Here is a 17,405-nt window from a genome sequence, read left to right as displayed (position 1 = left end):
GGATGGGTCGGTGGGGGTGGGGTCTGCGGGGATGGGTCGGTGGGGGTGGGGTCGGCGGGGATGGGTCGGTGGGGGTGGGGTCTGCGGGGGTGGGTGGGGTGGCTGTGGCGTGCAGATGTGGGTGCAGCGGCCGGTACCGGAACGGGGCGGGGGTGGCGCGGGGCGGAGGGTCCCGAGGGGGATGTGGACCAGGGGGTGGGACGCGGGGGCGAGATGCGGGTTCGGTGCGGGGGGATCGGGCAGGATGTACCGCATGGACAGGCAGCAGGAGTTCGTGCTCCGCACGGTCGAGGAGCGGGACATCCGCTTCATCCGTCTCTGGTTCACCGACGTGCTCGGGATCCTGAAGTCGGTCGCGGTCGCCCCGGCCGAGCTCGAGTCGGCGTTCTCGGAGGGGATCGGGTTCGACGGCTCCGCGATCGAGGGCCTGACCCGGGTCTACGAGGCGGACATGATCGCGCGCCCCGACCCGACGACTTTCCAGGTCCTGCCGTGGCGCGGCGAGCGGCACGGCACCGCGCGCATGTTCTGCGACCTGCTCACGCCGGACGGCGAGCCGAGCCTCGCCGACTCGCGCAACGTGCTCAAGCGCGCGCTGGGCCGGGCGAGCGACAAGGGGTTCACGTTCTACACGCACCCCGAGGTCGAGTTCTACCTGTTCGACGCGCCGGCCGACCCGAGCCAGCCGCTCGTCCCGGTCGACCAGGGCGGCTACTTCGACCACGTTCCGCGCGGCACCGCGCACGACTTCCGGCGCGCGGCGATCACCATGCTCGAGTCGATGGGCATCTCGGTGGAGTTCTCGCACCACGAGGCGGGGCCGGGCCAGAACGAGATCGACCTGCGCTACGCCGACGCACTGACCACCGCGGACAACATCATGACGTTCCGCACGGTGGTCAAGGAGGTCGCGCTCGAGCAGGGCGTGTTCGCGAGCTTCATGCCGAAGCCCTTGGTCGACCACCCGGGTTCGGGCATGCACACGCACCTGTCGCTGTTCGAGGGCGACCGCAACGCGTTCTACGAGCCTGGCGGCCACCTCGAGCTCTCGAAGGTCGCGCGCAGCTTCATCGCGGGCCTGCTGACGCACGCGGCGGAGATCACGGCGGTCACCAACCAGTTCGTGAACTCGTACAAGCGGCTGTGGGGCGGTGCCGAGGCGCCGAGCTACGTCTGCTGGGGCCACAACAACCGCTCGGCGCTGGTCCGGGTGCCGATGTACAAGCCCGGCAAGGGCAACTCGAGCCGCATCGAGTACCGCGCGGTCGACTCCGCGACCAACCCCTACCTCGCGTTCGCGGTGCTGCTGGCCGCGGGTCTCAAGGGCATCGAGGAGGGCTACGAGCTGCCCGAGGGTGCCGAGGACGACGTGTGGGAGCTGACGGACTCCGAGCGCCGTGCGCTCGGGATCGAGCCGTTGCCGACGTCGCTGAGGGCGGCGATCGCCGTGATGGAGAAGTCGGAGCTCGTCGCCGAGACGCTGGGTGAGCACGTCTTCGACTACTTCCTGCGCAACAAGCGTCAGGAGTGGGACGAGTACCGCCACCAGGTCACGCCGTACGAGCTGAAGCGGTTCCTGCCCGTCCTGTGAGCCGGCGATGACGGAACGACCCGAGCGGGGCGCCTCGCTCGCGACGAGGTTGTCGCGCGCGGGGGTCGACGACATCGCGCGTGGGGCACGGCTCCTGTCCGACGAGGCCCTGCTCGCGGTGCTCCCGGACGCGGCGGAGGTGCTCGTCGGACCGCTGGCCGACGTCGCGGACCCCGACGCCGCGCTGCTGACGCTCGCCAAGCTCGCGGGGGCGGTGCGCAACGACGCCGGGCTGGGGGCGCTGCTCGCGCGGATGCTCACCGAGGACGGCGGGCCGCGCGCGCGGCTGCTCGCGGTCGCGGGTGCGAGCCCGGCGCTCGGGGACACGCTCACCGCCCACCCAGGTCTGCTGCACGTGCTCGAAGACGACACACCCGGCATCGGGGTGCCGGCGGCGGACGTGCGGGCGGAGCTGCTGCGCGCCGTGGGCGCGGACCCTGACGCGCCGGTCCCGGTCGCGGCGACCGGCGGTTCGGAGGGCGTCGACGCCATGCGGCGCGCGTACCGGGCGCGGCTGCTGCGGATCTCGGCGACCGACCTGACGGCCGAGGACCCGCTGTCCCGGCTGCCCGGGGTCGCCGCGGCGCTCGCAGACCTGGCCGGCGCGGCGCTCGAGGCCGCACTGGCCCTCGCTCGGGCCGACCTGCCGGACCACGGCCAGGCCGCCCGGATCGCCGTGATCGGCATGGGCAAGGCGGGCGGGCGCGAGCTCAACTACGTCAGCGACGTCGACGTCGTCTACGTGGTCGAGCCGTCGGGCCCGGACGTCGACGAGGCCGACGCGGTCGCGGCGGGGACCCGGCTCGCGACAGGCCTCGCGCGCGCCTGCGCGACGCCGTCGGGTGAGCCGGTGCTGTGGCCCGTGGACGCCGCGCTGCGCCCCGAGGGCAAGGACGGCCCGCTCGTGCGCACGCTGGCGAGCCACCGCGCGTACTACGAGCGCTGGGCCCGCACGTGGGAGTTCCAGGCGCTGCTCAAGGCACGCACGCTCGCCGGCGACCGCGAGCTCGGCGCCGCCTACGTCGAGATGACGCAGCCGTTCGTCTGGGCCGCGGTGCAGCGCGACAACTTCGTCGAGGACGCGCAGGCGATGCGCCGTCGCGTCGAGGAGCACGTGCCGGTCGCGGAGGCCGAGCGGCAGCTCAAGCTCGGGGTCGGAGGCCTGCGGGACGTCGAGTTCACCGTCCAGCTCCTGCAGCTCGTGCACGGGCGTTCCGACGAGGCCATCCGGTCCGGCAGCACGCTCACTGCACTGGCCGCGCTCGCGGCCGCGGGGTACGTGGGCCGCGGCGACGCCGCGCACCTCGCGGTCTGCTACCGGTTCCTGCGGGTGCTCGAGCACCGGATCCAGCTGCACCGGCTGCGGCGGACGCACCTGCTGCCGACGAGCGACGCGGACCTGCGCCGGCTCGCGCGCTCGGTCGGGATGCGGGCCGAGGGAGCCGACGGCCTCACCGACCGGCTGCGGCAGGTCCGCCGGGACGTGCGCCACCTGCACGAGGAGCTGTTCTACCGCCCGCTGCTGCCCGCGACCGCGCAGCTCTCGGCGGCCGAGGCCAACCTCGCGCCCGAGGCGGCTCGTGCGCGGCTCGCCGCGATCGGCTACCGCGACCCGGTCGGGGCGCTGCGGCACATCGCCGCGCTGACCGAGGGTGTGTCGCGGCGCGCGGCGATCCAGCGTCAGCTGCTGCCGGTGATGCTGGGCTGGTTCGCCGACGGCGCGGACCCCGACGGCGGCCTGCTCGCGTTCCGGCGACTGTCCGACGAGCTGGGTGCGACCCACTGGTATCTCAAGCTGCTGCGGGACTCGGGCGTCGCCGCGCAGCGCCTCGCCCGTGCGTTGTCCACCTCGCGCTACGTCGCGGACGCGCTCACACGTTCGCCCGAGTCCGTCACCTGGCTCGCGGACGACGACGAGCTCGAGCCGCGCGCCGAGCAGCGGCTGGCGGCCGAGGCGGACGCGATCCTCACGCGCGCCGACGAGCCCGTCCCGGCAGTCACGGCGCTGCGTGTCCTGCGCCGGCGCGAGCTGGCCCGGACCGCGGCGGCCGAGGTGCTCGGCGTCGTGACGGGGACCCGCGCGGCGCACAGCCTGACCGTCGCGGCCGACGTCGTTCTCGCGGGGGCCCTGCGCGTCGCCGTGTCGGAGGCGCGGTCCGCCCGGGGGCTCGACGTGAGCCCGACGCGCATGCTCGTCGTCGCGATGGGCCGACTCGGGGGCCGAGAGATGGGCTACGCGTCGGACGCGGACGTGCTGTTCGTGCACGACCCGGTGGACGGTGCGGACCCCGGCGTGGCGCAGGACTACGCGCTCGCGGTCGCGACGACGTTGCGCTCGCTGCTCGGTCAGGTCAGCGCCGAGCCGCCGCTGGCCGTGGACGCCGACCTGCGCCCCGAGGGCCGCAACGGCCCGCTCGTGCGCTCGTTCGACGCGTACGCCGAGTACTACGAGCGGTGGTCGTCGCCGTGGGAGAGCCAGGCGCTGCTGCGTGCGCGCCCCGTGGCAGGCGACGACGAGCTGGGCGAGCGGTTCGTCGCGCTCATCGCCCCTCTGCGCTACCCCGCGGGCGGGCTGGACGCCGCGACCGTGCGCGAGGTTCGTCGGATCAAGGCGCGGGTCGAGGCCGAGCGGCTGCCCCGCGGAGCGGACCCGACGCGGCACCTCAAGCTCGGGCGCGGGGGGATCGCCGACGTCGAGTGGACCGCGCAGCTGCTGCAGCTGCAGCACGCGCACGAGGTGCCGGGCCTGCGCACGACGTCGACGATCCCCGCGCTCGACGCGGCGCACGCCGCCGGGTTGCTGGACGCGTCCGACCACGTCGCGCTCGTCGAGGCCTGGGAGCTGGCCTCGCTCCTGCGGGACGCGAACGTGCTCTGGAGCGGCCGCACCGACGGGTCGCACTCGGACCTGCTGCCGCACGACCGCCAGGCGTTGGCCGGGCTCGCGCGCGTCGTCGGGTACCCGGTCGGTTCCGGCGGCGACCTCGAGGAGCACTACCTGCGGACGGCCCGACGAGCGCGCGCCGTCGTCGAGCGGGTCTTCTACGGCTGACGCGCGTCGGGCTCGGTTCCGGCGGCGTCCGGCGTCGAGTCGACCGCGATCGGCTCGTCCGGGACGCGTTCGGCCTCGTCGGTCGCCGTGTCGGCGGCCGTGTCGGCGGCGGTGTCTGTGGCCGTGTCGGTGGGCACATGGACCCAGCCGCGGTTGCGCTTCAGGGCCTCGACGTCCTCGTGCAGCAGCGGGCTGTCGACGAGCTCGTGGCGCCGCAGGTAGGTCGACAGGACGGCCTGGATCGTCGCGATCACCGGCAGCGCCAGGAAGGCGCCCATCGCGCCGAACACCGCACCGAACGCAAGCACCCCGACGAACGAGACGGCAGGGTTGAGCTGCAGGGCGCGGGCCGAGACCTTGGGGGAGAAGACGTAGTTCTCGACCTGCTGGTAGAGGATGATCCAGCCGAGCACGAGGAGTGCCTTCGCGGGAGAGATGGTGAGCGCGACCGCGACCGGCAGCGCACCACCGATGTAGGTGCCGATCGTCGGGACGAACTGCGAGACGATGCCCGTGAACGCCGCGAGCGGGAGCGCGTACGGCATCTGGATGATCGCCAGGAACGCCCAGGTGAACGCGGTCGAGAGCGCCGCGAGCACCAGGCGCGACGTGATGAAGTCGGCGATCTTCTCCTGCGAGACCTCCCACACCCGCAGCACCTCGCGCTGCCGGTCGGCACGCAGGTAGGCCAGGATCGAGGCGCGGAACCGCGGCCCCGCGCTGGCCATGTAGTACGTGACCAGGAGGATCGACGTGAAGTTGAAGACTGCTCCGATGAACGAGACGCCCGCGCCGATGATGGTCGGTGCGAAGTCCTTCCACCGGGCGGCGACCTGGTCGATCGCGGCCTCGGACGTCGGTAGCTTCGTGTGGAACGTGTCGTCGACCCAGGCCGCGAACTGCGCGTAGTACTCCGGGATGTGCTCGGCGAACTCGACCACCTGCTGCACGAACATGCTGCCGAACACCACGAGGACGACGACGCCGACGGTGAGGCCGCCGGTCATCACGAGACCCGTCGAGCGGGTGCGGCGGATGCCACGCCCGACGAGCCAACGGATCGACGGCTCCATCGCCAGGGCGATGAACCACGACAGCACCAGGATCATGATGACGTTCGTCAGCAGCCCGAGCGAGCGCCACGCGAAGATCGCGAGGAACACGGCCACCGCGCTCATGAGCAGTGCGCGCGGCAGCCACCTGGGTGGGTAGCGATCCGACGTCGCGGCGGACGGTTCGGGCTTCATCCTGGGGTGTCCTCGCGTTCCCTCGTGGACGCCGGTCCCGGCGCCGGTCACGTCCGACCCTGAGACGGCCGACCTGAAACGGTCGCAGTGGTCGTCGCCTGGCACGCAAACTACCGTGATCGGCCGCGCAAGGAACTTACCCACTGCGAGTGTGGCGCGAGCGGCCGGGTGTGCTGCCATGCTCAGGTCAGGCGACGCGCGTGGGGTCGCGTCGAGCGCGACGAGGAGACGACGATGGCCGACGGCAAGCCCGTTCGACGCACCACCGGCAGCAGCCCCCGCAAGCCGGCCGGGTCCGCGGCGCACCCGGTCCAGGAGACGACGGAGCCGATCAGCCCGACGCCGCCGGTCGGGCCGACCGACGCTCCGCTCGCCGACCAGCCGACCGAGCCGGTCGTCGAGCCGGTCGTCGAACCTGTCGTCGAGCCGGTCGTCGCGTCCGAGTCCGGTGCCGACGCGTCGTCGGAGAACGTGGCCGTGCTGCGCGCGCGGCTCGCGGCGCTCGAGGACGAGAACGCGCACCTGCGTCAGGCGACCACAGCGGTCACGGTCGTCACGGCGCCGCCCCGGAAGCGTCGCCACTGGGGCCGATCGACGGCCGCGGTCGTCCTCATCCTCGTCGGCGCGCTGCTCGCACCCGTCGCGGTGGTGTCGGCCTGGGCCCAGTCGCTCGTCACCGACACGGACCGCTGGGTCGCGACGGTCGCACCGCTCGCGGACGACGCGACGATCCAGCAGGCGGTCACCAACCGACTGACCACGGCGATCGTCGAGGGTCTGAACGTCGAGGAGCTCGCCACCACTGCCACGGAGGCGGTCGCGGACCTCGGGCTGCCGCCGACGGTGTCGACCCTCATCCTCGGCCTGCAGGGTCCGTTGGTCGACGCCGCGACCAACTTCGTCCGACAGGGCGTCGACAAGGTCGTCACCTCGGACGCGTTCTCCGCCGCGTGGGAGGAAGCCAACCGCACCGCGCACGACCAGCTCGTCGCGGTGCTGGAGGGTGATCCCGACGCGATCGCGAGCATCGACGCGAACGGCACGTTCTCGGTCAACCTCACGACGGTCGTCAACGCGGTCGTCGCGGCGCTGTCCGACGCCGGGTTCACGATCGTCGACCGCCTCCCGACGATCAACGCGTCGTTCCCCCTCATGCAGAACTCCGACCTGGTGCGGCTGCAGAACGCGTACCAGGTGCTGGACCTGCTCGGGACGTGGCTGCCGTGGATCGCGCTCGGCCTGCTCGGCGCCGGGGTGCTCGCCGCGCAGCGGCGCTCACGGGCGCTCGTCGTCGCCGGCCTGTCGCTCGCGGGCGCGATGCTGCTGCTCGGCATCGGTCTCGCGGTGGGTCGAACCGTGTACGTGGGCTCGCTGCCGAGCACGGTCCAGCGTCACGACGCCGCCGTCATCGTCTACGACCAGTTCGTCTCGTTCCTGCGCATCGCGCTGCGCTCGGGACTCGCGATCGGTCTCGTGCTCGCCGCGGTCGCGTTCATCGTGGGCGGTACGGTCGCGGCGCGCTCGCTGCGGTCGTCGTGGTCGCGCGGGACGGCCGCCCTGCGCGGTGCGGGCGACCGGCACGGCGTCTCGACCGGTCCCGTGGGCCGCTGGCTCTACCAGCAGCGGGTGCTCGTGCGGGTCGTCGTGATCGGCGGCGCCGCCGCGGTGATCGCGCTGGCGGACTACCTGACGCCTGCGTTGATCTTCTGGGTGGCTGCGGTCGCCGCGCTGGTCCTGCTCGTCGTCTCGCTCGTGTCGCGGCCCGCACGCCCGGAGTCCGACGAGGCCGAGACCGAGCCCGTCGCGACCACCTGATCCGCCCGACGACCCACCCGGCCGCGCCGGGCCGGTCGTGCCGTCAGGCGCGCCGGCCCGTCGCGGAGCCGATCCCCAGCCACGTGTGCCGGTTGCCGGCCCAGCACCAGCCGATCTTCGGTGCGCCGCGGCGCTCGCGTCCGTCGCGGCCCGTGCCGCCGGAGATCCACAACGCGGGCGTGCGCGCATCGAGCCGTCCGTCCGCGCGTCGCACGCGCGAGCCGCTCGTCATGAGGCAGTGGTTCGGGGCGACGACCCCGGTCGCCTGCAGCGCCCAGTGCAGGCCCTCGGTCAGCAGCAGTCGGGTTCGACCGCGTGCGGCGATCTCGACGTCGGCCTCGTCGGGTGACCAGCCGCGCAGGTCGTCGCCGCGGTCGATGCCGTCGACGACGTAGAGCGGCGCGTCGGGCACGTCGATTCCGTCGACCGGCGCGAACGCGTCGACGTCGGTCATGTCCTCGACGACGAAGCCCGGCAGCGCACCCAGGCGCAGCAGCGGCGCGAGCGCGGAGGCCGGCGCGATCCGACGGTCGAGCACGAGCAGCGCACCGGTGCGGTCCTCGAGCGTGCGGGCCCGCGCCACGAGGTCGTCGGCCTCGAGCTCCGCGGGCAGGTGCAGGCCGAGCGAGACGAGTCGCTCGGCTTGCACCTGCAGCGGCGGGAGCGGGCCGGGCTCGGCGCCGACGGCGGTCACGGACGGTGTCGTCGGTGCGGCAGCTGCGGACATGGATCCTCCTCGCGTCGTCCGACCAACGAGCGGGAGACCGCCGGGATTCCCGCGACGACCCCTACATGTCAGGCGAGCGCGAGGAAGAGCGACTCGAGCTTCTTGAGGTCGGCCGGCTCGTCGGATGCGAGGCACTCCTTGAGCCCGGCGGCGACGAGCGCGAAGCCCGCACGGTCGAGCGCCTTGCTCACCGCGGCGAGCTGCGTGACGACGTCCTCGCAGTCGCGGCCCTCCTCGAGCATGCGGAGCACGCCGGCGAGCTGACCGTGCGCGCGCTTGATGCGCGTGATCACCGGCGTGATGTCGTCCTCGGGGAGCTTCACGATGCCGTCCTTCGGTGGGTGGAGTCGTCGGTGGAGTCGTCGGTGCGCGTGCCGTCGAGCCACGTGCGGTACCCGCCGTCGAGGTTGCGCACGTCGCGTCCGTGCTGGGCCAGGACGCGCGCGGCGAGGTAGCCGCGCATGCCGACCGCGCAGTGCACGACGAGCGGGCCGGCGGGCAGCTCGTCGAGCCGGGAGCGCAGCTCGTCGAGGGGGAGCAGGACGGAGCCGGGGATGCGTGCGCGGGTGTGCTCGTCGGGCGTGCGCACGTCGACGAGCGTCGCGCCGGCGGCCAGGACGTCCGCGAGCTCGTGCCACTGCACGGTCGCGACGAGGCCCTCGTCGGCCGCGCGGTCAACCCAGCCGAGCATGTTCACGGGGTCCTTCGCGGAGCCGAACTGGGGCGCGTACGCGAGCTCGAGATCGGCCAGGTCGCTCGCGGTGAGCCCGCCGGCCATCGCGGTCGCGACGACGTCGATCCGCTTGTCGACGCCGTCCTCGCCGACGGCCTGTGCGCCGAGGATCTCGTCGTTCGTCGGGTCGACGAGCAGCTTGAGCGACATCGACGCGGCGCCGGGGTAGTAGCCGGCGTGCGACGAGGGGTGCGTGTGGATCGCGCGGTACGGCTTCCCCGCGGCGCGCAGGCGGCGCTCGTTCCAGCCGGTCGAGCCGACCTGCAGCCCCAGCACCGAGACGATCGCGGTCCCGCGCACGGGACGCTGCGCCGTGGGGCGGCCGACGATGGCGTCCGCGACGAGCCGCCCCTGCAGGTTGGCGGTGTTAGCGAGCGGGACGAGCGTCGCGGCGCCGTCCAGGGCGTCGAGCTTCTCGACCGCGTCACCGACGGCCCACACGTCCGGCGCGCTCGTGCGCAGGGTCTCGTCCACGACGATGCCGCCGCGTGCGCCGATGCGCAGCCCGGCCTCGCGCGCCAGGTCCACGTCCGGCCGCACGCCGATCGCTGCGACCACCAGGTCGGCCGGCAACGAGCGCCCGTCTGACGTGACGACCGCGTCGGCGGTGATCTCGGCGACCGTGGTCCCGAGCGACAGGTCGATGCCGTGCTCGCGCAGCCGGCGGTGCACCGGCGCGACCATCTCGACGTCGATCGGGGTCATCACCTGCGGCGCGGCCTCGACGATCGCGACCTGCAGCCCGGCGGCGAGCAGGTTCTCGGCGACCTCGAGCCCCACGAAGCCGCCACCGATCACCACCGCCGTGCGGGCGCGGGCGACCTGCTCGCCGAGCACGTCGAGGTCGTGGACGTCGCGCAACGTGAGCGCGCGTTCGGCACCCGGGACCGGCGGGACGACGGCCCGCGCGCCGGGGGAGAGCACGAGTGCGTCGTACCCGACGACGCGCGACTCGCCGGTCGTGAGGTCGACGATCTCGAGCTTGTGCCCGGCGGTGTCGATCGAGCGCGCCTCGTGCCGGACCAGCACCTCGATCCCGAAGCGAGCGGCCAGCCCCTGCGGCGTCTGGAGCAGCAACGAGTCCCGCTCCGGGATCACGCCGGACAGGTGGTACGGCAGCCCGCAGTTCGCGAACGACACGTGCTCGCCGCGCTCCACGACGGTGATGCCGGCGTTCTCGTCGAGCCTGCGCAGCCGGGTCGCCGCCGACATCCCGCCGGCGACCCCTCCCACGATGACGATGTCCATCCCCAGACCATATACCCCATGGGGTATTGGCTTGGACGGCGCCGGTGTCGCCAGGTCGGCGCGCGCCGGCCCGTCGTGAGGGGAACGGGAACAGCTCTTCTCGTTCCCTTCGCCGCCCGATCTGGGCGGCGAAGCACACCGTTCGTGGCCCGGTCAGCGACGCAGGTAGCCGCCTGAACTGGGAAGACGCTCGACTTCAAGGTGGAGCGACCGCAGGGCCAAGACGTGTAGGGGCTGCTGAGGAGTGCTTGGCCGACGCGAGCGTGCCAGCCGTCGTTGACATCGTCCCGGGATGCCAGGCGAGCGACCTCGAGCTGCCGTCCCGCCCGACCTACTGGAGCCTGGCTGGCCTTCGTAGGCGCGTGCGGTTGGTTGATGCTGCCGCCGCGTACGCAGGCACTGCGCGCGCCAGGACGCCTCGAAGGCGCGGCGAGACCTCACCTCGAACGAACTGGAACGCCGGGTACACCAGAGCTGCCCGGGACGCGGAACTGCGACGTCAGCCGGATAGTGGCGAAGCGCGACGAGCACATAGCGAACGTTCGACTTCGCCGGTCAGCCCCGGCGCGCGTAGGCGTCGACGGGACCGCAGGTGCCCCCGCGGTGCTGGCGCTCGCGCCAGACCCCTTCAGATTGAACTCGTTGGTGCCGATGGACGGCTTGAGGCGCGTCGGTGAGGTCGAACGGATGCGCGGTGGTCGTGTGATTCGGGGGCAGGCGGTGGGTAGGCCAGGTTCGAGTCACGGTGAGCCGCGCTCGACGTCCGGGAGGCCGCGCTCCGGGCACCCGACCGCACGAGCGGCCGGCGGCCCGCAGCGTCAGGTCCAAGACACACCGATCGGTACGCCGCCCGCGCATACAGGAGTGGCTCGTGCCTCGCGCCGCCCGCCGCGCTGGTGGGTCGCCGTCTTGGTCGCGGTCCTGGTCGCGTCGGGTACTGGACTCTTCGTGTACCGGGACCAACTCTGGGGTGTGCGCGCTGACGCGCGAGCCGCGCTTCGGGCACTCGACGACGGCGACCTGGTCGCACTCGATGAGCTATTGACGGCGAACCGTGGCCGGGGCGACTTCGCCTACCACTTCGCCTCCGGGGCCACTCCGCGCGAACTCGGAGACGCGCTCGCGACGGTTGCCGGCACGAGCAAGGACATCCCACTCAAGTCCGGAGTGAACCCCGCTACGTACGAGTTGACCTTGACCGACCTGGCGGGAGTGCTGGCACTCGCCACGCACGGAACGGGGGATGAGGCGCTGCCCACGGCATGGGCCGACGACTTCGTCGTGGCCACGACGAACCCCACCGCGCTCTACGGCGAGCACGACGGCTTCTTCGATCGCGACGGGAAGCGTCGCGAGGCGCAGGACGAGGCCAACAGGTCGAACCTCCTCTTGCTGCTCTCCCGGGGCTACTGGTCGCTCGAGTTCCTCCAAGCGGTGACGACGGGCTACCACGAGTACGACCTTGCGCACGACGAGGACGCGTGGCCACAGGCCGACCCCAGCGACGACGTTGGCTACGCACCCGCGCCCAACGGGGTCTACCTGAACGACGGCGTGCTGGCCCTCACGGCCGCACTCACGGCGAACCCAGCCGCGAGCGAGTGGGCGTTCACGGAGTTCCTGCCCGGGACGGTGACGCTCGACGGGTCCGACCAGACGATCGGCCGGTTCACCCACTACCTGTTCTTCGAGCACCGCTTCCCCGAGGACTCGGACGACAACAGCATCGGCGCGACGGCCGCACTCACCGCGCTGTCGTCCGCGATCGACGCCGCTGGCACGAGCGGCGCCACGGCGACTGCGGAATCGAACACTTCGCCGACCAGTCCCGGTCCGATGCACGACGTGCAAGTTCTTCGGGCGATGGCCCAAGACGTGTCCGAGTCGAGCGGCTGCTCCTGGAACCCGCTCGACTACGGCCACTGCGTCGTTGCCGCCGCCAAGGCCGTGTGGCGATGGGTCCAACACTGGGGCCACCTGGTGCTCGACATCCTGTCCGTCGCGACGTTCGCCCCACCGCCCTTCGACATGGTCGGCGTGGCCGCAGCCGCCACCAACGCCACCTGGTACGCGATCGACGGGGACTACGGCACGGCTGGCCTCTCGCTCGCCGCGGCCGTCCCGGGTCTCGCATTTGCGAAGACCGCCAAGGGAGCGGGTCCGGTCAAGATCACGGCTCTTGCGACGAAGCTCAAGACGACGCCCGTGCAAGCCTCGAGAGTGGCTCAGGCCGCAGCGCGCTGGCGCCCGTGGAAGCGGTGCGGCCGACTGCCCGCGGGGTACCTGCGTCTCGAGTTCGGCAAGGGCTGGACGCCCGAGCAACGCACGGCAGCCGAAGCGAAGGTGAAGGCACTCTGGGAAGCAGGTCGGCGCGGACAGTTGAAGAAGACCGTCGCGGAGCGCGATCCGACCGCGACAGCACGGTTCAAGCGGGAAGGCGGATCCATCCCCGCTGGCCACGATCTTGACCACGTCGTCGACCTTCAGCTCGGTGGAAGCAACGACACCGCGAACCTGAAGCCGCTGGACAGCACCGTCAATCGCAGCATCGGCAAGCAGATTGAGCAGAGGCTCAAGCACCTCGAGCTCGACACACCGATCCGCGGTGTGGCCATCTGCTGATGGCTGCCGACTGCCGGTCTACGCGCGGACGGCGTCCGCGGCCGCCGCTGCCGATGGAGCGCCACGGAGGAGCAGATGAGCTAACGGGCAGGTGCCTCGGCGGTCGCTGAGGTGTGGGCGCGGCTTGATGGGTCGGGCGGCGGGTCTGCGCGCGACGGTCGGTGCGGTCGGTCGTGCCCTGGAGGTGGCCGGCGCTGCGGCGACGGCGGCAGGCCCGGTAGTGGAGAGCGCTGGGCGGGTGATGGTGCAGGTCGGCTCGTCGGTGCAGCGTGCTGGGCTGCGCCGCCGGTAGGGAGTTGGCTTCCGGCGTCCGACCTGGCCAGCACGCCGGACGCCGAGACCCTGCGAGGTCGCAGCCTCGAGTCGCGTCCGGGGGCCATCGCGGGTCGCAGTCGCCACACCGAGCGCGTGGCAGAGAGACGGCAGCCCAGCCGCCGAGAAGGAGGCTGGGCTGCCGTCACTGCAGGTCACCGGCCCCCGGGAGCAGCCGGGGGCCGGGACGATCACACGTCGTAGTAGAGCTCGAACTCGTGCGGGTGCGGCCGCAGACGAATCGGGTCCACCTCGGCGGAGCGCTTGTAGTCGATCCACGTCTGGATCAGGTCCGGCGTGAAGACGTTGCCGGCCGTGAGGAAGTCGTGGTCGGCCTCGAGGTTGTCGAGCACCTCGCCGAGCGAGCCCGGGACCTGCTGGATCTGGGCGTGCTCCTCGGGGGGCAGCTCGTACAGGTCCTTGTCGACCGGCTCGGGCGGCTCGATGCGGTTCTGGATGCCGTCGATGCCGGCCATGAGCATGGCCGCGAACGCCAGGTACGGGTTCGACGACGGGTCCGGCACGCGGAACTCGATGCGCTTGGCCTTCGGGTTCGAACCGGTGACCGGGATGCGGATGCACGCGGAGCGGTTGCGGGCCGAGTAGACGAGGTTGACGGGCGCCTCGAAGCCGGGCACCAGACGGTGGTAGGAGTTCACCGTCGGGTTCGTGAACGCGAGCAGCGACGGCGCGTGCTTGAGCAGGCCACCGATGTACCAGCGCGCCAGGTCGGACAGGCCGCCGTAGCCCTTCTCGTCGAAGAACAGCGGCTCGCCGTCCTTCCACAGGGACTGGTGCACGTGCATGCCCGAGCCGTTGTCACCGAACAGGGGCTTCGGCATGAACGTCGCGGTCTTGCCGTTGGCGTGGGCCACGTTCTTCACGACGTACTTGAAGAGCATGACCTTGTCGCCGGAGACGGCGAGCTTGTCGAAGCGGTAGTTGATCTCCTGCTGGCCGGCGGTGCCGACCTCGTGGTGCGCGCGCTCCACGTCCAGGCCCAGCGCGTCGAGCTGCAGCGAGATCTCGTCGCGGATGTCCGAGAAGCCGTCGACCGGCGGGACGGGGAAGTAGCCGCCCTTGTAGGGGATCTTGTGGCCGAGGTTGCCACCCTCCTCGACGCGGCCGGAGTTCCACGCGGCCTCGAAGGAGTCGATGTGGTAGAACGCCCCGCTCTGGCTCGTCTGGAAGCGCACGTCGTCGAAGATGTAGAACTCGGCCTCGGGCGCGAAGAACGCGGTGTCCGCGATGCCGGTCGACTTGAGGTACGCCTCGGCCTTCGCGGCGACCTGGCGGGGGTCGCGGCTGTAGGGCTCGTCGGTGTACGGGTCCACGATGTGGAAGTTGATGTTGAGCGTCTTCTCCACGCGGAACGGGTCGACGTAGGCCGTCGTCACGTCCGGGATCAGCTTCATGTCCGACTCGTGGATCGCCTGGAAGCCACGGATCGACGAACCGTCGAACATCTGGCCGTCGGTGAAGAACGACTCGTCGACGGACCGCGCCGGGACGTTGAAGTGCTGCATCACGCCGGGCAGGTCACAGAACCGGACGTCGATGAACTTGACGTCCTCGCTCTTGATGAACGCCAGGACTTCCTCTGGCTTGCTGAACATCCGCTGCTCCTCGGTTGGTAGTGCCCGATGCGGGCTAGGGCGACGCTAGGCGGAACGGGTTTCTCTCGTGTGAGTCGAGTGTTTCCGCCGTGTTACGCACGAGCGTCGGATGTAACGCTTGTGGGAACGGGCCGATCTGTCCACCTACCCTGGGACCGTGGCGACGCGGGACGACGTGGGTTCGTGGCTCGAGGGTGGGCCTTCCGGCGAGGGTCGGCGGGGCGCAGGTCTCGGCCTGCCCGACGAGGGAAGCGGCTCCCTGGCCCGGCTCGGGCGGCGGGTCGCGGCCCTGTGCGTCGACTGGCTGCTCGCGCTGGCGATCTCCGCGGCGCTGTTCCCGGCGAACCAGGATGCGTGGTTCCTGGCGCGCGCGGACTCGCTGGTGACGCTCGGCATCTTCGCGGCCGAGAACGTGCTGCTCGTCGGGCTGCTCGGGTTCGGCGTGGGGCACCGGGTGCTGGGCATGCGGGTTCGCCGCGCCGGCGCGACACCCGACGGCCCGCTTCCCGACGACGGGCGCGCGCCGGGTCTGGGGCGCGCCGTGGTGCGCACGGCGCTGCTGTGCCTCGTCGTGCCCGCGGTCGTGTGGGACGCGGAAGGACGTGGCATGCACGACCGGCTCGCGGGAACCGCGCTCGTGCGCCGCTGAGTCCGCAGGCCGGCCGGACCCGTGGGCTCAGCGCCCGCGGATGCCCTTGCGGTCGGGGCGGGCGCGCATCGGGTCGACGCCCTTGGGCACCGGAAGCTTGGCCGCACCGAGCGCCGTGAGCCGCTTCGAGATCTCCGCGACCTCGGCCTTGGTGAGCTGCTGCTTGAGCTTGCGCACCTTGCCGGGCAGCTTGCGCAGGGGGACCTGGCCCTCTCCGTCGCCGCACTCGATGACGATGACGGGAGCTCCGGAGATGACGCGTGCCGTGCGCTTGCGCTCGGCCTCGAGCAGCTTGGTCACACGGCCGTGCGGGCCCTCGCCGACGAGCACGACGCCGGGGCGCCCGACGCCGCGGAACACCATGTCCTGCGTGCGAGGGTCGATCGCGACCGGCTGCTCGAGGAACGTCCAGCCCCGGCGCAGCGTGCGCAGCGCCGCGAGTGCGGCGCCGGGCTGCCCCTCGATCCGCGAATAGGCGGCGGCCTCGACCTTGCGACCGAACACCAGCATCGTCGCCATCAACGCGAACGGGACCGCGAGGACCGTGAAGTACACGACGTGGTCCAGCAGGAGGCCGACGAGGACGCCGACCGCGGTGACGCCTACGAAGATCGCGAGCAGGATCCAGGTGACCGAACGGTCGACCTCACGGGTCATCCGGTACGCCTCGGCGTACTGGTGGTACCACCGCTTCTTGCGAGGTGCCGTCGTCTCGGTCTTGTCACGCGCCATGGGGCAGGAGTCTACCGAGCGTCGGGGCGTGCGAGATGCGCGTCAGCGGGCGAGCAGGCTCGCGGCCTCCTGGCGGGCCGTCGTCGGCTCGCCCAGGTGCGCGAGCGCGTCCGGGATCGGCAGGCCCCGACGACGCATCGCCTGACCCCACAGCCGCCCGGCCCGGTACGACGAACGCACCAGCGGGCCGGACATCACGCCGAGGAACCCGAGCTCGGTGGCGACGTCCGAGAGCGCGACGAACTCCTCGGGCCGCACCCAGCGGTCGACGGGGTGGTGCCGCAGCGACGGTCGCAGGTACTGCGTGATGGTGATGAGGTCGCAGCCCGCCTCGTGCAGCGCACCGAGCGCCTCGACGATCTCGTCGTACGTCTCGCCCATGCCGAGGATGAGGTTGGACTTGGTGACGAGCCCGGCCGCGCGCGCGTGGGTCAGCACGGACAGCGACCGGTCGTAGCGGAACGCCGGCCGGATCTGCTTGAAGATCCGCGGGACGGTCTCGAGGTTGTGCGCGAGCACCTCGGGCCGCGAGTCGTTGACCTCGTCGAGCAGCTCGGGGATCGCGTTGAAGTCGGGGATCAGCAGCTCGACGCCCGTGCCCGGGTTGAGGGCGTGGATCTGGCGGACGGTCTCGGCGTACAGCCACGCGCCGCCGTCCGGCAGGTCGTCGCGCGCGACGCCGGTCACGGTCGAGTACTTCAGCCCCATCGCCTGCACGGACTCGGCAACGCGGCGCGGCTCGTCGGCGTCGAAGTCCGCGGGCTTGCCGGTGTCGATCTGGCAGAAGTCGCAGCGCCGCGTGCACTGGTCGCCGCCGATGAGGAACGTCGCCTCGCGGTCCTCCCAGCACTCGAAGATGTTGGGGCAGCCCGCCTCCTCGCACACCGTGTGCAGGCCCTCGCGCTTGACCAGGCCCTTGAGCTCGGAGTACTCGGGGCCCATGGTCGCGCGGGTGCGGATCCACTCGGGCTTCTTCTCGATCGGCGTCTGCGCGTTGCGTGCCTCGACGCGCAGCATGCGCCGGCCCTCGGGAGCGATCGTCACCTGGTCAGACTAGCCCG

12 protein-coding genes are annotated in these 17,405 nt (G+C 71.9%); 5 read left to right on the top strand and 7 right to left on the bottom strand.

Annotation, left to right across the window (positions count from 1 at the left end; translation table 11 throughout):
• Positions 1-253 precede the first annotated feature (253 nt).
• Positions 254-1,591, top strand: coding sequence for a glutamine synthetase family protein (locus CCO02nite_RS02585; protein ID WP_146841427.1), 1,338 nt, complete (start codon positions 254-256; stop codon positions 1,589-1,591).
• A gap of 7 nt (positions 1,592-1,598) precedes the next feature.
• The gene (locus CCO02nite_RS02580) at positions 1,599-4,643 is read left to right on the top strand and encodes a bifunctional [glutamine synthetase] adenylyltransferase/[glutamine synthetase]-adenylyl-L-tyrosine phosphorylase (RefSeq protein ID WP_146841426.1); all 3,045 of its coding nucleotides are present in this window, start codon (positions 1,599-1,601) and stop codon (positions 4,641-4,643) included.
• Here CCO02nite_RS02580 and CCO02nite_RS02575 read toward each other — a convergent pair.
• The gene (locus CCO02nite_RS02575; RefSeq protein ID WP_146841425.1) at positions 4,634-5,890 is read right to left on the bottom strand and encodes an AI-2E family transporter; all 1,257 of its coding nucleotides are present in this window, start codon (positions 5,888-5,890) and stop codon (positions 4,634-4,636) included. The genes CCO02nite_RS02580 and CCO02nite_RS02575 overlap by 10 nt on opposite strands.
• A gap of 234 nt (positions 5,891-6,124) precedes the next feature.
• Here CCO02nite_RS02575 and CCO02nite_RS02570 point away from each other — a divergent pair, with 234 nt between their 5' ends.
• Entirely contained in the window at positions 6,125-7,705 is a 1,581-nt protein-coding gene (locus CCO02nite_RS02570; protein WP_246117287.1) for a hypothetical protein, read from the top strand.
• A gap of 43 nt (positions 7,706-7,748) precedes the next feature.
• Here the strand turns inward: CCO02nite_RS02570 and CCO02nite_RS02565 are convergent, their stop codons facing one another.
• The 3 genes from CCO02nite_RS02565 to CCO02nite_RS02555 all read right to left on the bottom strand — a co-directional run bounded on the left by CCO02nite_RS02565 (position 7,749) and on the right by CCO02nite_RS02555 (position 10,413).
• Positions 7,749-8,432, bottom strand: coding sequence for a DUF5701 family protein (locus CCO02nite_RS02565; RefSeq protein WP_222593115.1), 684 nt, complete (start codon positions 8,430-8,432; stop codon positions 7,749-7,751).
• Between the two features lie 68 nt (positions 8,433-8,500).
• Positions 8,501-8,755: a metal-sensitive transcriptional regulator gene (locus CCO02nite_RS02560; RefSeq protein WP_146841424.1), complete on the bottom strand. Its 255-nt coding sequence runs from the start codon at positions 8,753-8,755 to the stop codon at positions 8,501-8,503.
• Positions 8,752-10,413, bottom strand: coding sequence for an FAD-dependent oxidoreductase (locus CCO02nite_RS02555; RefSeq protein WP_146841423.1), 1,662 nt, complete (start codon positions 10,411-10,413; stop codon positions 8,752-8,754). The genes CCO02nite_RS02560 and CCO02nite_RS02555 overlap by 4 nt, the downstream gene beginning before the upstream one ends.
• A gap of 909 nt (positions 10,414-11,322) precedes the next feature.
• On the opposite strand from CCO02nite_RS02555, the gene CCO02nite_RS02550 reads away from it, so the two are divergent.
• Positions 11,323-13,035 (top strand): DNA/RNA non-specific endonuclease, encoded by a 1,713-nt coding sequence (locus tag CCO02nite_RS02550; protein ID WP_146841422.1) that lies wholly within the window; start codon positions 11,323-11,325, stop codon positions 13,033-13,035.
• A gap of 503 nt (positions 13,036-13,538) precedes the next feature.
• Here CCO02nite_RS02550 and glnA read toward each other — a convergent pair.
• Positions 13,539-14,963: a type I glutamate--ammonia ligase gene (gene glnA, locus CCO02nite_RS02545; protein ID WP_146841421.1), complete on the bottom strand. Its 1,425-nt coding sequence runs from the start codon at positions 14,961-14,963 to the stop codon at positions 13,539-13,541.
• A 157-nt stretch (positions 14,964-15,120) separates the two neighbouring features.
• Between glnA and CCO02nite_RS02540 the strand changes: the two genes are divergently transcribed.
• The gene (locus CCO02nite_RS02540) at positions 15,121-15,612 is read left to right on the top strand and encodes an RDD family protein (RefSeq protein WP_146841420.1); all 492 of its coding nucleotides are present in this window, start codon (positions 15,121-15,123) and stop codon (positions 15,610-15,612) included.
• A 27-nt stretch (positions 15,613-15,639) separates the two neighbouring features.
• On the opposite strand, the gene CCO02nite_RS02535 is transcribed toward CCO02nite_RS02540, so the two are convergent.
• The gene (locus CCO02nite_RS02535; RefSeq protein ID WP_146841419.1) at positions 15,640-16,344 is read right to left on the bottom strand and encodes a DUF4191 domain-containing protein; all 705 of its coding nucleotides are present in this window, start codon (positions 16,342-16,344) and stop codon (positions 15,640-15,642) included.
• Between the two features lie 42 nt (positions 16,345-16,386).
• Positions 16,387-17,388: a lipoyl synthase gene (gene lipA, locus CCO02nite_RS02530; protein ID WP_146841418.1), complete on the bottom strand. Its 1,002-nt coding sequence runs from the start codon at positions 17,386-17,388 to the stop codon at positions 16,387-16,389.
• Between the last annotated feature and the right edge of the window lie 17 nt (positions 17,389-17,405).

Source organism: Cellulomonas composti (genome assembly GCF_007990245.1).
In the GTDB taxonomy this organism is placed as follows: domain Bacteria; phylum Actinomycetota; class Actinomycetes; order Actinomycetales; family Cellulomonadaceae; genus Cellulomonas; species Cellulomonas composti.
The sequence above is the reverse complement of the archived record's forward strand: the minus strand, read 5'-3'. Positions and strand labels throughout refer to the sequence as shown.

Bases quoted from the DNA above. Each gene is read 5' to 3' on its own strand.
- CCO02nite_RS02575 (WP_146841425.1), bottom strand. From the start codon at position 5,890: ATGAAGCCCGAACCGTCCGCCGCGACGTCGGATCGCTACCCACCCAGG.
- CCO02nite_RS02585 (WP_146841427.1), top strand. From the start codon at position 254: ATGGACAGGCAGCAGGAGTTCGTGCTCCGCACGGTCGAGGAGCGGGAC.
- glnA (WP_146841421.1), bottom strand. From the start codon at position 14,963: ATGTTCAGCAAGCCAGAGGAAGTCCTGGCGTTCATCAAGAGCGAGGAC.
- CCO02nite_RS02555 (WP_146841423.1), bottom strand. From the start codon at position 10,413: ATGGACATCGTCATCGTGGGAGGGGTCGCCGGCGGGATGTCGGCGGCG.
- CCO02nite_RS02580 (WP_146841426.1), top strand. From the start codon at position 1,599: ATGACGGAACGACCCGAGCGGGGCGCCTCGCTCGCGACGAGGTTGTCG.
- CCO02nite_RS02570 (WP_246117287.1), top strand. From the start codon at position 6,125: ATGGCCGACGGCAAGCCCGTTCGACGCACCACCGGCAGCAGCCCCCGC.
- CCO02nite_RS02535 (WP_146841419.1), bottom strand. From the start codon at position 16,344: ATGGCGCGTGACAAGACCGAGACGACGGCACCTCGCAAGAAGCGGTGG.
- CCO02nite_RS02565 (WP_222593115.1), bottom strand. From the start codon at position 8,432: ATGTCCGCAGCTGCCGCACCGACGACACCGTCCGTGACCGCCGTCGGC.